The sequence below is a fragment of the Buchnera aphidicola (Chaetogeoica yunlongensis) genome, from assembly GCA_039829965.1.
GTDB lineage: Bacteria > Pseudomonadota > Gammaproteobacteria > Enterobacterales > Enterobacteriaceae > Buchnera_B > Buchnera_B aphidicola_BA.
This window is the reverse complement of sequence record CP139909.1, coordinates 113,831-129,102: the sequence shown is the minus strand read 5'-3', so window position 1 is coordinate 129,102 and position 15,272 is coordinate 113,831. Positions and strand designations below refer to the sequence as shown.

The 15,272-nt window shown below is 23.4% G+C and carries 14 protein-coding genes; 2 read left to right on the top strand and 12 right to left on the bottom strand.

The features are described from left to right. Window positions 1-3: 3 nt before the first annotated feature. From thrS to ydiK, 3 genes are all read right to left on the bottom strand, one after another. Window positions 4-1,935, bottom strand: coding sequence for a threonine--tRNA ligase (gene thrS / locus UAR70_00600; protein ID XBC39848.1), 1,932 nt, complete (start codon window positions 1,933-1,935; stop codon window positions 4-6). Between the two features lie 191 nt (window positions 1,936-2,126). After that, on the bottom strand, window positions 2,127-3,173 hold the full coding sequence (locus UAR70_00595) for a 3-deoxy-7-phosphoheptulonate synthase (GenBank protein ID XBC39847.1): 1,047 nt from the start codon (window positions 3,171-3,173) through the stop codon (window positions 2,127-2,129). Between the two features lie 469 nt (window positions 3,174-3,642). Further along, complete coding sequence (gene ydiK, locus UAR70_00590; protein XBC39846.1) at window positions 3,643-4,761, bottom strand: AI-2E family transporter YdiK; 1,119 nt, start codon at window positions 4,759-4,761, stop codon at window positions 3,643-3,645. 520 nt (window positions 4,762-5,281) lie between these two features. Between ydiK and UAR70_00585 the strand changes: the two genes are divergently transcribed. Continuing rightward, window positions 5,282-5,668, top strand: coding sequence for an iron-sulfur cluster assembly accessory protein (locus UAR70_00585; protein XBC39845.1), 387 nt, complete (start codon window positions 5,282-5,284; stop codon window positions 5,666-5,668). A gap of 60 nt (window positions 5,669-5,728) precedes the next feature. Here the strand turns inward: UAR70_00585 and tyrS are convergent, their stop codons facing one another. The 9 genes from tyrS to UAR70_00540 form a co-directional block, all read right to left on the bottom strand. Continuing rightward, a complete protein-coding gene (gene tyrS, locus UAR70_00580; protein ID XBC39844.1) occupies window positions 5,729-7,000 on the bottom strand; it encodes a tyrosine--tRNA ligase in 1,272 nt (423 codons plus the stop codon). A gap of 96 nt (window positions 7,001-7,096) precedes the next feature. After that, window positions 7,097-7,708, bottom strand: a complete 612-nt coding sequence (gene nth / locus UAR70_00575) for an endonuclease III (GenBank protein XBC39977.1) — start codon at window positions 7,706-7,708, stop codon at window positions 7,097-7,099. A 7-nt stretch (window positions 7,709-7,715) separates the two neighbouring features. Continuing rightward, window positions 7,716-8,429, bottom strand: a complete 714-nt coding sequence (locus UAR70_00570) for an electron transport complex subunit E (protein XBC39843.1) — start codon at window positions 8,427-8,429, stop codon at window positions 7,716-7,718. Continuing rightward, window positions 8,422-9,072: an electron transport complex subunit RsxG gene (rsxG, locus tag UAR70_00565; GenBank protein XBC39842.1), complete on the bottom strand. Its 651-nt coding sequence runs from the start codon at window positions 9,070-9,072 to the stop codon at window positions 8,422-8,424. The genes UAR70_00570 and rsxG overlap by 8 nt, the downstream gene beginning before the upstream one ends. Next, window positions 9,056-10,108 (bottom strand): RnfABCDGE type electron transport complex subunit D, encoded by a 1,053-nt coding sequence (locus tag UAR70_00560; protein ID XBC39841.1) that lies wholly within the window; start codon window positions 10,106-10,108, stop codon window positions 9,056-9,058. The genes rsxG and UAR70_00560 overlap by 17 nt, the downstream gene beginning before the upstream one ends. A gap of 146 nt (window positions 10,109-10,254) precedes the next feature. After that, complete coding sequence (rsxC, locus tag UAR70_00555; GenBank protein XBC39840.1) at window positions 10,255-11,688, bottom strand: electron transport complex subunit RsxC; 1,434 nt, start codon at window positions 11,686-11,688, stop codon at window positions 10,255-10,257. Between the two features lie 129 nt (window positions 11,689-11,817). Further along, window positions 11,818-12,330 carry an RnfABCDGE type electron transport complex subunit B gene (locus UAR70_00550; GenBank protein ID XBC39839.1) on the bottom strand — a complete coding sequence of 171 codons (513 nt, stop codon included), beginning with the start codon at window positions 12,328-12,330 and terminating at the stop codon, window positions 11,818-11,820. An 11-nt stretch (window positions 12,331-12,341) separates the two neighbouring features. Next, window positions 12,342-12,923 (bottom strand): electron transport complex subunit RsxA, encoded by a 582-nt coding sequence (rsxA, locus tag UAR70_00545; GenBank protein ID XBC39976.1) that lies wholly within the window; start codon window positions 12,921-12,923, stop codon window positions 12,342-12,344. Between the two features lie 79 nt (window positions 12,924-13,002). Further along, the gene (locus UAR70_00540; GenBank protein XBC39838.1) at window positions 13,003-13,569 is read right to left on the bottom strand and encodes a riboflavin synthase subunit alpha; all 567 of its coding nucleotides are present in this window, start codon (window positions 13,567-13,569) and stop codon (window positions 13,003-13,005) included. Window positions 13,570-13,884: 315 nt separating this feature from the next. Here UAR70_00540 and UAR70_00535 point away from each other — a divergent pair, with 315 nt between their 5' ends. Further along, the gene (locus UAR70_00535; GenBank protein ID XBC39837.1) at window positions 13,885-15,258 is read left to right on the top strand and encodes an MATE family efflux transporter; all 1,374 of its coding nucleotides are present in this window, start codon (window positions 13,885-13,887) and stop codon (window positions 15,256-15,258) included. Window positions 15,259-15,272: the final 14 nt, after the last annotated feature.

The following is a 15,272-nucleotide window of genomic DNA, read 5'->3' as shown; positions in this document are numbered from 1 at the left end:
ACTTTATTCCTCCATTTGCTTATAACTATAATTATGAATTTCTTGTTTTATTTTTCTAATAAAATATTGTAATTTAATACAAGAAAAGTTTTTTCCAGATCTAGTCCTAAGAGTGATGGTATTACTATTTACTTCCTTGTCACCACAAATAATTATATAAGGAATTTTTCGTATAGAATATTCTCTAATCTTAAAACTAATTTTTTCATTTCTCAAATCTAATTCTGCACGAATACCTTCTACATAAAATTCTTTATATAACATTCTCAAATATTCAAAATTACTATCACGAATGCTAGTTAAAATCACTTGTATAGGAGCTAACCAAGTTGGAAAATTTCCAGAATATTCTTCTATTAAAATCCCTATAAACCTTTCAATAGAACCTAATATTGCTCTATGAACAACTATTGGAAATTTTTTAATATTATCACTATCTATATAAAAAGCATTTAAATTTTTTGGCAAATAAAAATCCAATTGTATAGTTGCACACTGCCATATTCTTCCTAACGAATCAGATAAAGATAATTCAATTTTAGGACCATAAAATGCACCTTCACCATGCTGATATTCAAATACTATACTATTATCTCGTAAAGATTTTTCTAAATCATGTTCTGCTTTACTCCAAAGTATATCATTACCTATACGAAATTTTGGTCGTGTAGACAATTTTACTAAAATTTTACTAAAACCAAATACTTTATATACATCATACACCATCTTAATGCAATTACTAACTTCACTACAAATTTGATCTTCTCTACAAAAAATATGGGCATCATCTTGAGTAAAATTTCTAATTCGCATTAAACCATGTAATGAGCCAGAAGGCTCATTCCTATGACAACTTCCAAATTCTGAAATTCTAATAGGAAGATCTCGATAGGAACGTAACGAATTACTAAAAATTTTTACATGTCCTGGACAATTCATAGGCTTTAATCCATATTGAAAATTACCTGATGTTACCATAAACATAGACTTTTTATAATTATCTAAATGACCACTATCTTTCCAAAGTTTTTTATTCATCATTAAAGGAGTTTTAACTTCTTGATAATTATACTCTTCTAACTTAATTCTCATAAAATCTTTTAATTTACGAAAAATTACTAAACCATGATTATGCCAAAATATCATTCCTGGTAAATCTTCTTGGATATGATACAAATCCAATTCTTTAGAGATTTTTCTATGATCTCTTTTTTCTAATATATCATAATTTTTTAAAAAATCTTTTAACTCTTTCTCTGTAATCCAAGCAGTACCATATATCCTTTGTAACACTCTATTTTTTTCATCGTTATTCCAATATACTCCAGAAAATTTTTGTAATTTAAAATTTTGACAAAAAGATATATTAGGAACTGAAATTCCATTCTGGATATCGACATACCCTTCATGAAAACACAACGAAACTAAATTATTAGATAAAGAATCTAATTTTTTTAATACAAAAACTTTGTAAATTTCATTACTGATTTCAAAAATATTACATGCTTCCTGTTTAGATACTTTCTTTACATCTATAATATATTCTCTATAAACAATTTTGCGCATATGAAATTCTAATATATCTAAATCTTTTTCTTTAAATGAAAAATTGACATCAATATCACAATAAAATCCATTTTCTAAAATACAATTTTCACTAATTTTTGAGTCGGGCCATAATTCTTTTACTGCTTTACCTAATAAGTAAGAACAAGTATTTCTTATGCTATCCAAAGCTAATTTATCTGTCTGATATATAATTTTAACTAAAGAATCACGTTTTATAATAAAATGTTTATCTACACTAACATGATTAACATATCCAAATATACAATATTTTTCTGAATTAAAAGAAATATCCTTTGACAGATCTAATATTGAAATAGAATTTCTATATAAACGAGAAGTGCCATCATAAAATGTAATAAGCGGCATTTATTAATCCTTATTTAAAATTTACACTACATTAAATTTATCTTATAAAACAAATGTTGAATAAAAAAAATAGCTATCTATACATATTAAACTTATCTATGAATATATACTAAAATAAAAATATATATTATTCCTAAAATTTATATCTAAAAAATAGATACCAGATCTAGAGTACTGGTATCTATCAATAATTAAAATCTACTGTCAACAGAATCTGCTAATTTTTCAAGAAGTAATGCACTGTCTTTCCATCCTAAACACGGGTCAGTAATAGATTTTCCATAAATTAAAGATTTATTGCTCATTACTTTTTGAGCTCCTTCTTCTAAAAAACTTTCGATCATTACACCAAAAATTGCTGTTGAACCATCTCTGATTTGTTTAGCAATAGATTCTCCAACATCAATTTGACGACGATGTTGTTTTAAACAATTCCCATGACTAAAATCTATCATTAAATATTCTAAAAGATTAAATTCATTTAAATACCTGACCGCAACAGAAATATCTTTAGCATGATAATTTGGAGATTTTCCACCACGCATAATGACATGACCAAAAGGATTTCCACTAGTATAATTAATTGTCATTTGACCATGTTTATTAGGAGCTAAAAACAAATGTTTAACACTAGCTGCACGAATGGCATCTACAGCAATTTTTATATTTCCATCAGTTCCATTTTTAAAACCAACAGGACATGATAATGCAGATGCCATTTCACGATGAATTTGACTTTCAGTAGTACGAGCCCCAATAGCACCCCAGCTAATAAGATCTGCAATAAACTGTCCTATTACCATATCTAAAAATTCAGTAGCAGCTGGAACACCCAATGTATTAATATCTAACAACAATTTTCTAGCTACTGATAAACCAACATTTACTCGAAAACTACTATCTAAATCAGGATCAGAAATCAATCCTTTCCATCCTATCACAGTTCTAGGTTTCTCAAAATAAGTACGCATTACGATTTCAAGTCTAGAATGATATTTCTCACGTAATGTTTTTAATCTACCTGCATATTCTACTGCAGCAATAGGATCATGTACTGAACATGGACCAATAACAACAAGCAAACGAGGATCTTGACCTGTCATAATATTAGCAATATTTTTTCTTGTTTGAATGACAGTATCCATAATAGAAGGAGTAATAACATAACGTTGTGCTAATTCAGCTGGAGTAATCAATGGATCAATTCGTATTGTTCTCAATTCATCTGTTTTTTTCATGTTATTCTCTAAAATAAATATCTACAACTTAAAAAAATAAATATAACACTATCAATTCTACATAAAAATAAATAAAATTTTATATTTAATTATTAATTATATTAATATTTTAAAAAATATAATTAAAAATAAAAAATTTTTTCAATGTTTTATATAAAATTATGTTTTTATATTAAAATTCTAAGTGTTATAAAACTTTTAAAAAAAATATTAAAATATTAATATCTATTAATTAAAATACAAAATTTTTAAAAAAATTATTTAATAATTAATATTAACTATAAAATATATTTATTCTATAATATAAGAAATATTAAAAATCTAAAAATAAATATGCATTATACTTATGTTTTAAAATTAAAACTTTTTTAAAAAAAAATTATGTAATACTAATTAATATCTCTAAAAAAACTATAAATTTTTTATTTTTTTATTTTTTTATTATCAAATAAATTTTATAAGAATATTATTAATTCCTTTTATCAATTTTTTTTTTTAAAATAAAACTTTGAATTGACCTCTTGGACAAAGAATTAGAATCTGAAATGTTATACATCCAAGAAAAAATTAAGCGATATGAAATAACTAATATTACAGGACCAATAAATAATCCGATCATACCAAATGCAATTAACCCGCCAATAACTCCTGATAAAATAATTACAGTAGGTAAATTAGCACCAATACGTATTAAAATAGGACGTAATATATGATCCAAAATACAAACTACACAACTCCAAATCAATAAAACAGTTCCCCAAGTTGTATTACCATTTAAATACAACCAAATTATAGCTGGAACTAATACTGGTAACGGACCTAATTGAACTAAACAAAATATAATTATTAACACCATTAAAAAAGAAGAATATGGTATACCAGAAATAGCTAATCCTATTCCACTTAATATTCCTTGCACTAAAGCCGTGACGACAACACCCAAAGCAACTGCTCTAATAGCTTGTCCTGCTAATAATACTAATGCATCTCCAGACTCTGAACCTAATTTTATAGCAAAATACCGAATTAAATTTTGTACTTTTTCTCCATTCCAATACAACAAAGAACTAAAAATTAGCATAAAAATAAGATGTAAAACAAATCTTCCACAATGACCAACTTGCATCACAAAAAACTCAGTAGTTCTTCCCATATATGGTTGAAATTTTGCAATTAATTCACTTCCACCTTCATTCAATAATTTTTGATAGCTAGAAAATAATTTTATCCCGATAATAGGAATGTTTTGCAACCATTCTAACGCTGGAAAACTAAATTCATCAGAATTTAACCAACTAATTACAGCTGTACTATTTTCAATTAAACTATTCACTATACATACAATTGGCACAATAAAAACTAACAATAAAGACAAAATCATTAAAATTACAGCGAAAAAACGACTTCCCCATAACAATATTTGCAATTTTAAAAAAATTGGCCACGTTGCTATTACAACCATTCCCGCCCATGAAAAACCCAAAAAAAATGGGCGCATAATCCACAAACTAGAAAAAATCATAATAGTAACAAATATCAAAGAAAAAACTACTTGTGGAAAATTCATACTTTTTTTTGAATTTTGCATACAAACATTATACCTTTTATAGTTTTTAATTATTTTTACACACTATTTTTATTTACTAAACAAACAGTAAATATAAAAATAAATATTACATTATAAATTTTATTACATATAATTTAAAATAACATAAATAATAAAACATCTATTACAAATATACAAAATACAAAAAAATATATATTAAATACTTATATATAACTATAAATCTACTAAACTAGTTAATTCTATAATAACAAAATATATAAAAAATTATATGACACTATTCATAATTTTAATTTATTGCAGTAAAATACCATACACCAAACAGTACTATAAAAACATTTTAATACTACTAACATAAATTAATATTTAAAAATAAATTTATATAAATATTTCAACATAAAAATATAATACTTAATAATTTTATCAAAAAAATATATTTCAACATAAATATGCTAAAATCCATATCGTAGTAAATTTTAAATTTTTTACTCTATCTTATATATCAAAATTTCTCTAAAAATAATTTAAAATATTAGGAATAAATATGAACGAAAAAAACCATTTTGTTTTATTACTTCCATCTCATAATAATAAAATAAAGTATACTCAAGGAATCAAATTAACTATTTCAGCTAAAAAACAACTTATATTGTTAACAAAAAAAAACAAAAAAAAAATTAAAATAGGTATAAGAAAAACAGGTTGCGCAGGATTTCAATATTTTATGGAAGAAATAAAGCATCCACTAAACGATCTCACAACTACAATGTTTTTTTCTAAAGAGATTTCTTTAGTAATTGAAAATAAAAATCTAAATATTTTAGATGGTATAAAAATAGATTTTGTAAAAGATGGAATAAATAAAAGTTTTAAATTTACACATAAAAAAATAAAAAATTTTTGTGGTTGTGGAAATAGTTTTGAACTATAAAAAACATAATTATATATAATATGCAACAAAATATTAAATTATAAATACATATAACTAAAATTACACCCAATGTAATAAACAGAAATGTTTCTTGCCTCTAGACAATAATGTATATTTATTAAATATTCTATCATTAATACAAAAACAATAAAACGGATTATTTTGCACAACATGATTAATACGAATAGAATTAGACACAATCATATTTTTAGCATTAATTCTAGATAATGCTAACTGAGAATCAACTAATATTTGCTGAAGATTTTTTGAAAAATCTACTTTAACAGAAGGAATACCATCTTTCTCTAATTGAATAAAATCAGATTCTTTCATATCACACAATTTTCCAGAAAAAAGATTTATAGTAATACGTTTAACAGCTTCAAGTTCTTTTTGACCATGAATTAAACCAGTTAAAAAATCAGCAAGGATTTTTTTATGTTTATTGATACCAACCAAGACAGAGTCATATTTCATTTCTTCTATTTCAGATAAACTTAAAAAAGTAAACATCTTTAAAAAAGTGTATAAATCAGAATCAGGAATATTTAACCAATATTGATAAAACTTATAAGGAGTGGTTTTTTTTCCATCCAACCAAATAGTATCTGATTCAGTTTTTCCAAATTTGATTCCATCTTTCTTTGTTAATAAAGGAAGAGTCATACCAAATACTTTTCTCTTATATAACTTTCTAGTTAATTCAATTCCAGATGTAATATTCCCCCACTGATCAGAACCACCAATTTGCAATACAACTCCTAAATTTTTATTTAAAATTGCAAAATCATATGCTTGTAACAAATTATATGAAAACTCAGTAAATGAAATTCCACAATCTAAACGATTAATTCTATTTTGAACAGCATCTCTTACTATCATTTTATTAATAGAAAAATATTTACCAATATCACGTAAAAACATAATTATATTTATATTTTTAAACCAATCAAAATTATCTACAATAACACAATTACGATTATTTGCATCAAATTCTAAAAACAATGATAACTGATTAATAATTTTATTTTTCCATGAACAAATTAATTCACTTGTATTTAATTTTCGCTCTGTACTCTTAAAACTAGGATCACCAATTAAACTTGTAGCTCCTCCTATTAAAACAACCGGTTTATGACCTGCACAATAAAATCTTTTTAAACATAATAATGGCAAAATATGACCAATATGCAAACTATCTGCTGTTATATCAAAACCACAATATATAGAAATTTTTTTGTTAAATAACAACTTAACCAAATTCAATTCATCTGTAATTTGTGAAATTAATCCTCTGTTTTTTAATTCTTGAATTAAAGTCTGATCTAACATAATGTTTTTATCCTAAAATTAAAAACCTCTAACGTATTTATATGATATTTTTTAATTATTCAAAAAATAATATTTACACACTAAATATCTTAAAATTTAAACTTTATTTTTAAATTCACAATCGTGACTTATACAACATTTTAAACATTTAGGTTTATAAAAAGTACATATATGACGACCATGCATTAAAAACAAAAAATGGCATTTTAATTTAAAATTACTAGGAACAAAATCTAATAATTTTTTTTCTACTTCAAAAACAGTTTTTCCCGTTGCAAAACCAGTACGATTACAAACTCGAAATACATGAGTATCTACAGCAATAGTTTTTTTCTTAAAAACAACATTTAAAATAACATTTGCTGTTTTTCTTCCAATTCCAGGCAAAGACTCCAAATCCTTTCTATTTCTAGGTATTTTACCATTATATTTTTTTAACAAGATGTTACATATTTTAAATATATTAATAGATTTTCGATTAAATAAACCAATTCTTTTTATACTTTTTTTAATCATAGGTAATCCTGCTAATATTAAACCTTTTGGAGTATTAGCAATACTAAATAATTTTTTTGTAACTATATTAACCATACGATCAGTCGTTTTTGCTGATAATAATACAGCAACTAATAACTCAAATTCAGAAGAAAAATTTAATTCAGTAGTTAAACTTCCATATGTATTTAAAAATATAGTTAAAATATTAATACGATTATTATAATTCACGTTTATTAATCTTATTTTTATTTAAAACAAGATTATTCATACACAAACAAATACGTTTATAATTTATACAAGACAATCTTGTTTCTATATAATTTTTACCAGCTATAATAAAAGCTAGAATCAAAAACGCACCAGAAGGAAATAAAAAAAATAAAAAAATTGAATTTACATGAAATATCTTAATATTAAAATAATGACTACAATATCCCAATATATCTTCTATTCCAAAAAATAATGTTCCATGACCAAAAATTTCTCTAAACATACCTAATAAAAACATAGACCATGTAGCACCTAAACCTATACTTAATCCATCTATAAACGAAGAAAAAATAGAACTTTTAATTGCTACAGAATCAGCACGACTACAAACAATACAATTAGTAATAATTAATGGAATAAAAATTCCTAAAGAATGATATAAATAATAAAAATATGCTTTAATTAATAAATCAAGAGAACTAACTATAGAACTAATTACTATAATATAAATTGGAATGCGAATATTTCTTGGAATATATTTTTTCAATGATGAAATTATTACATTCGTTATAATAAGAACAATTGTAGTTGCTATTCCTAATCCAATAGCATTAACGACACTAGTAGTAACCGATAAAACAGGACAAAGACCTAATAATTGGACTAAAGAGGAATTTTTTTTCCAAAAACCATTTAATATAATTTTAAAAAATTTATTCATAAACATTACACGGAGATAAATTTAAAATTTCAGATAATGGAAATGTACGCATTAATTTTACTATACGTTTAATCGAATTAACAATGGATAATGGAGTAATTGTTGCTCCCGTAAATTGATCAATATTACCTCCAAACTTTTTTAGAGATAAATACAAATCATTTTTATAAGAAATAGATACACCAGAAAACTTGGTAATCCAATCTGAAATATTAATATCAATTTTGTCACCTAATCCTGGAGTTTCATTATGATTCAATACTCGAACACCTAAAATTTTTCCACGAATAATATCTAAAGATATCATCATCTTAATGCTACCTGAATAACCATCAGGAGCAATAATATCAAAAATAATCACAGTCATTTTATTATTTTTTTTAGCTATCCATAAATAATGATTTTTATCATCACCTAATAATTTATTATTAAAAATAAAACACGATTTATTAATATCATTATCATAAAAATTTGAAGGAACTATTTGATTAAAAATTTTATTTTTATATATTGCTTCTTGATGCTGTATTTTACTTTTAGTAATAATATGTATTATAGATACATAACTTGATGCTAAAAAACCAAAAACACCTAAAACAATTGCAGTTCTAAAAATTTCACGTTTTTTATTTTTTTTTAACATATCCATATACACGTGGTTGAATATAATAATCTAATAAAGGCACAATAGAATTTGATAATAGTATAGAAAACGCTATTGCATCTGGATAACCCCCAAAAGTTCTAATTAACCAAACTAAAAATCCTATCATAATTCCAAATATTACTCTACCAACATTAGTAATCGAAGTTGTAACAGGATCTGTTGCAATAAAAAAAGCAGATAACATAGTACTTCCAAAAAATAACTGAAAAAAAGAAAAATACATATTACTTTCGCACAAATAACAATCTAACATGGAAAATATAAATAAAGTCAACAAAATACTCACTGGAATACGCCAACAAATTACATTTAAAAACAATAATATAATCCCACCTAATAAAAAACTAATATTAATTAATATCCACTTCCAACATTGAAAACTATAATCTAAATTAAACAATAAATAAATATTTTTAAAATATAAAAAATTAGTTCTTACCATTTCTAAAGGGGTAGCTTGAGTTACAAATTCATGCGAGATCTGTAATTTATCAATAATAGATAAATAAGTTTTCATATCAGTAAAAAAAATAACAGATAATACATCATATAAGTTAAATAAATTAAAATAACAAGAATTTTGAAAAGACCAATTAGTCATCAATATAGGAAAAGATATTAATAATATCGCATATCCACACATAGCAGGATTAAAAATATTATTTCCTAATCCTCCATATATCTGTTTAGCAATTATTATAGAAAAAAAAGAACCTAAACACGATAACCACCATGGAGACAATGAAGGTAAACTCACACCAATTAACACACCAGTTAAAGTAGCAGAATTATCAAAAAAAACTTGTTTAACATTTTGTTTTCGAAGAATTTTAATAAAAATTTCAAATAAAATAGAAAAAAAAATAGAAAGAAATATCTGAATACACACTCCATAACCAAAAAAATACAATTGTGTGCACATTCCTGGAATACTAGCAAATATTACTAATAGCATTATTTTATTAGTACTTCTATAAGTATAATTCAAAATTTTTTTCTTGTAATCTTCCATAACATCTTCTCATATATAAAACTCGAATAAAAATTAATTTATTTAAAACTAATTACTATAATATAAAAAAATATTTACATAACTTATATTATAAAAAATGTCTTCATTTTAAATAATATTAAAAATGTTTTATGTATAAAAAGTATTTAATTTTTTATATTTTTGATCTTTAACTTAAACTTCTTGCAAGAAATGTACTGAGAAAAAATAACATTATCATTATTTATTTTTTCTCGATTTAATCTATCCTGACGTATTAAGAACAAATCTTTAAAAATTTTAGCCTTGGTTTTATTTAAATTTGTGATAAAAATCTGTTTTTTTTCTCTTCGATAATAACTCATTAAAGGAATATGACTCGGACATACTTGTTCACACAAACCACACTCAATACAATCTAAAATTTTATACTTTTTAGATTTATCATGATTTAAATACCTACTATACCAATATAATTCTTCAGGTAATAAGCCCATTGGACATACATTAGAACATGCCTTACACCGAATACAATTTTGTTCTTTTAAATAATTAAATTTATTTTTTAACACTGAAGAAAATAAAATACAATTATTTACTTTTAATATTGAAAAATTTAAATTTTTTAAAATGATTCCTGTCATAGGACCACCTATTCTTATTTCAAGCTGATTACTATTCATGCAAAAATAAGCCAATATATGCTTAATAGGAGTTCCAATTCTCACTAAAATATTCTTGGAAATAGATAATCCATTTCCTGATAACGTAATTATTCTTTCTGTTAATGGTTCCCCATTTAATACTGCTCTTTTTATTGCACGAACAGTTGAAACATTATACATTATTATTCCTAAATCAATAGAATGTTTACCCTCTGGTATTTCTTTTCCAAATAATGTCTTTATTAATTGTTTACTACTTCCAGCAGGATATTTATTTTTTACAGTTAATAATTTAAAATGTGAATAATAAAAAACTTTTTTTTTTAAAATATTAAATGAAATTAATTTTCCTTTAGACAAAACTATCAATACTTTTTTTATCTTCAAAATCCAAGTTAAAATTTTACAACCTTGTATTATTTCTTCAGAAAAATTTTGTATTAAACAATCATCAGAAGTTACCCAAGGTTCACTTTCTACTGCATTAACTACCAAAGTATGAACTTTTCCAATAGCATATTTTAACTTTTTAGAAGACATAAAACCTGAACCACTTAATCCCACTATACCAAAATTATAAATCAATTCAATTAACTGACTAGAACTAAATTTTTTATAATCATGCATTATTGGTATACGACTAACCCATTGATCTTTTCCATCAGATAAAATTATCACTGCAGAAAAAAACGTATCTGAGAAAAATAAATAATTATGCACAATATCAACCACAATGCCTGAACTGGGAGAATGAATTGGAGATAAATAATAATTTCCTAATGCTAATATTTGACCACGTAATACTTTATCTCCAATTTTAACACGTAATAAATTATTAGAAATTGCTTTAAAACTAACCAATACAAAAAATTTTTCTGGCAAAGTTAAATCTATAATTTCTAATAATCTGTTATCTTGTATTGAATTATTAACCATATTTGAATTATAAAAAATTTTTATAAACTTTTTAATAAAAATTTTATTCAAAAAAAATATTTTTTTTAAATAACATATTAAAAAATTTAACATATATATATACCAATTCATTATCATTAAAAATCTTATTTATTCTTCATAAAATATTGTTTTTTCTGTAATACAATTAGTAGGACATACCGATACACAGAGATTACAACCAGTACAAAATTCTTTTAATACTGTATGTTTAAAATTATATGTACCTACTATAGCATCTACAGGACAAACTAACCTACATTTAGAACAACCTACACAATTATTATCATCAATATCAACTATATTATACTTAATATTTTCTTCAAAATTCTGAATAACATCAATGTTATCCTGTTCATTATTTAACAAATTTTTTAACTTTATAATTGTATCTTTTCCACCAGGTAAACATTTATGAATACTCTCGTTTTGATTTATAATCGCATTAGAATATGCATAACATCCTGGATAACCACATTGAGCGCATTGCATTTGAGGTAATAACTTATCAACTTCATCAATTAAATTAAAATTAGATTTAACTGTAAACATACATGAAACTAAACTCACTAACATACCTAATATAAAACTCAACATGCTAAATATAATTATAGATATAACCATAATAAAATTCACTATAACTTTATTAATCCATTAAAACCCATAAAAGAAACAGATAACAAACTAGCAGTAATTAACACGATGGGATAACCACGAAAATAAATAGGTATATCAGATTCAGAAATTCGTTCTCTTATACTAGAAAATATTACTAAAACTAAAAAAAAACCTAAAGCAGAACTTAATCCATACACAAATGATTCAATAAAACCAAAATTTAACCTAGTATTTAATAAAGGAATTGCTAATACAGAACAATTAGTAGTTATCAAAGGTAAATATATTCCTAATAATTTATACAAAACAGGACTAAATTTTTTTATTAAAATTTCAATAATTTGTACACTAATTGAAATAACTAACATATAAATCATTATTCTAAGATGCTCTAACTGAAATGGAATTAAAATATAACAATTAATTATCCAAGATATTAATGATACAAAAACAATGACACAAGTAGTAGATACACCCATACCTACAGCTGAATTAATAGTTTTAGATATTCCCATAAAAGGACATAATCCTAAAAATCTCACTAATACAAAATTATTAATCAATATATTACTCATGAATAATAAAAAATAATACATAATAATAAAATCCAAATTAAAATTTAAATATTATCCTTAAAACATAAAATTACTTTAAATAAAATAAATTCAAAAAATAGTATTAAATATTATTAAATTTTTGATTACATATATTTTTTAATAAAAAACGTTCTATACTATCTACAGATATTTTAGTATATAAATCTATTTCAATATTAACAGAATCACCTATTTTCTTTTCTCCTATTGTAGTTCTAGATAATGTTTCTGGAATTAAGTATATGCAAAAAATATTCTCTCTAATTAAACCTACAGTTAAACTAATTCCATCTATACAAATAAAACCTTTATAAAATAAATATTTTAATACAGAAGAATTTTTTAACTTTATCCATAATTCATAATTTAAAAGTGACTTATGTTTATTACATATTTCACCAATAGTTAATATATGTCCAGAAACTAAATGTCCTCCTACTTCTTCTCCAAAGTTTAATGATCTTTCCAAATTAACATATTCGCTTACTGAAATTTTATCCAAATTAGTAATTCTAAGAGTTTCTTGAACAAGATCAACACTCACCACTGAATTAAAAACTTTTCTAACAGTCAAACAACACCCATTACAAGAAATAGATGCTCCTAATTCTAAATTTTTTACTAATAAAGATGAAGATCTAATTACCAATTGAACACAATTTTTTTTTTTAATATCTCTACAACTTGTCCAATATCTCTAATAATACCTGAAAACATATCAATCTTCCTCGAAAAATAATTAAAGTAAATTTAATTATGCTTTATCCTTCATTAATTTACTATATATATTAAATTTATAATAAATTTTAAGAGTAATTTAAACTAACATATACTTTATTAATAAATTAAAATATTTTAAAAAAATCACTAAAAATATTTAATAAAATATTTCAACTAAATATTGACTAAAAACTTTTATCAGAATTCAAAAATTAATTAAATATAAATATTAAATGGATGAAATATGCAAAAATATTTAAAAGAAATAAAAATATTATTAAAAATTACCATTCCTATAATTTTATCTCAAATATCACAAATGAGTATAGGATTTATAAATAATTTTATGATAAGACACTTTAAAGAAAGTGATATCGCATCAATTTCAATTGGAACATCAATTTGGTTTCCTGTTATTTTATTTGGACATGGATTATTACTATCTCTAGTACCAATCATTTCTCGCATGCACGGATCAAAAAATATCAGAAATATCCCACAACAAATTACAAATGCATACTGGTTAGCAACCTTGATATCAATAATAATTATGATTGTTTTATGGAATTCCAATATAATAATAAAATCTATACATCATATAAATCCTGAAATAGAAAAACAAAGCATAAAATACATAAGAATTTTATTATGGAGTACACCTGGTTATCTATATTTTCAAGTAATTCAAAACCAATGCGAAGGTTTACTAAAAACAAAACCTGCTATGTTTATAGGTATAATTGGATTATTATTGAATGTGATATTAAATTACATATTTATGTCAGGATATTGTTATTACTTTAATTATGGTAGCATGAGTTGCGGAATATCTTCAATTATAGTATATTGGTTCATGTTTTTAGCAATGAAAATAGTTACAAAACAAGATAAATTAGTCAATTATAATACATCTAATGGACTTTTAAAAAAAAAACATCTTAAACTATACCTTCCCAATCTAAAAATAATTTTTAATCTATTTAAAATAGGAATTCCTATTGCTTTTGCATTATTTTTCGAAGTAATTTTATTTACAATAATTACATTATTCATAGCATCTATGGGAGAAATTCAAATTATTTCACAGCAAATATCACTAAATATCAGTTCTATTATTTTTATTCTTCCACTCTCTATAGGAACAGCAACTAGTATTAGATTAGGATATTATTTAGGAAAAAAATCTTTTCATAAAATTTCTACAACTATTTTATCATCACAAATAATAGGACTAATACTTGCTATAATAATTTCAACATTAATAATATTATTTAATCATCAAATAATAACACTATACACTAAAAATAAAAATGTAATTGAATTATCAAAAAAAATTACATTTATTATAGCTAGTTATCAAATATTCGACTTTTTTCAAATTATTGGAAACGGAATTTTAAGAAGTTATAAAGATACTAATGCAATCTTTATCATTACTATTTTGTCATACTGGATAATAGGATTTCCCTGTGGATATATACTCGCACACACTAATTACATTACTTCTAAAATGGAAATTATAGGATTTTGGATTGGTATTTTTATTTCATTAACTATATCATCAATATTAATATTATTCAGAATTCACACACTTAAAACTAAACAAATCCCAACATAAATATAAATTTATAA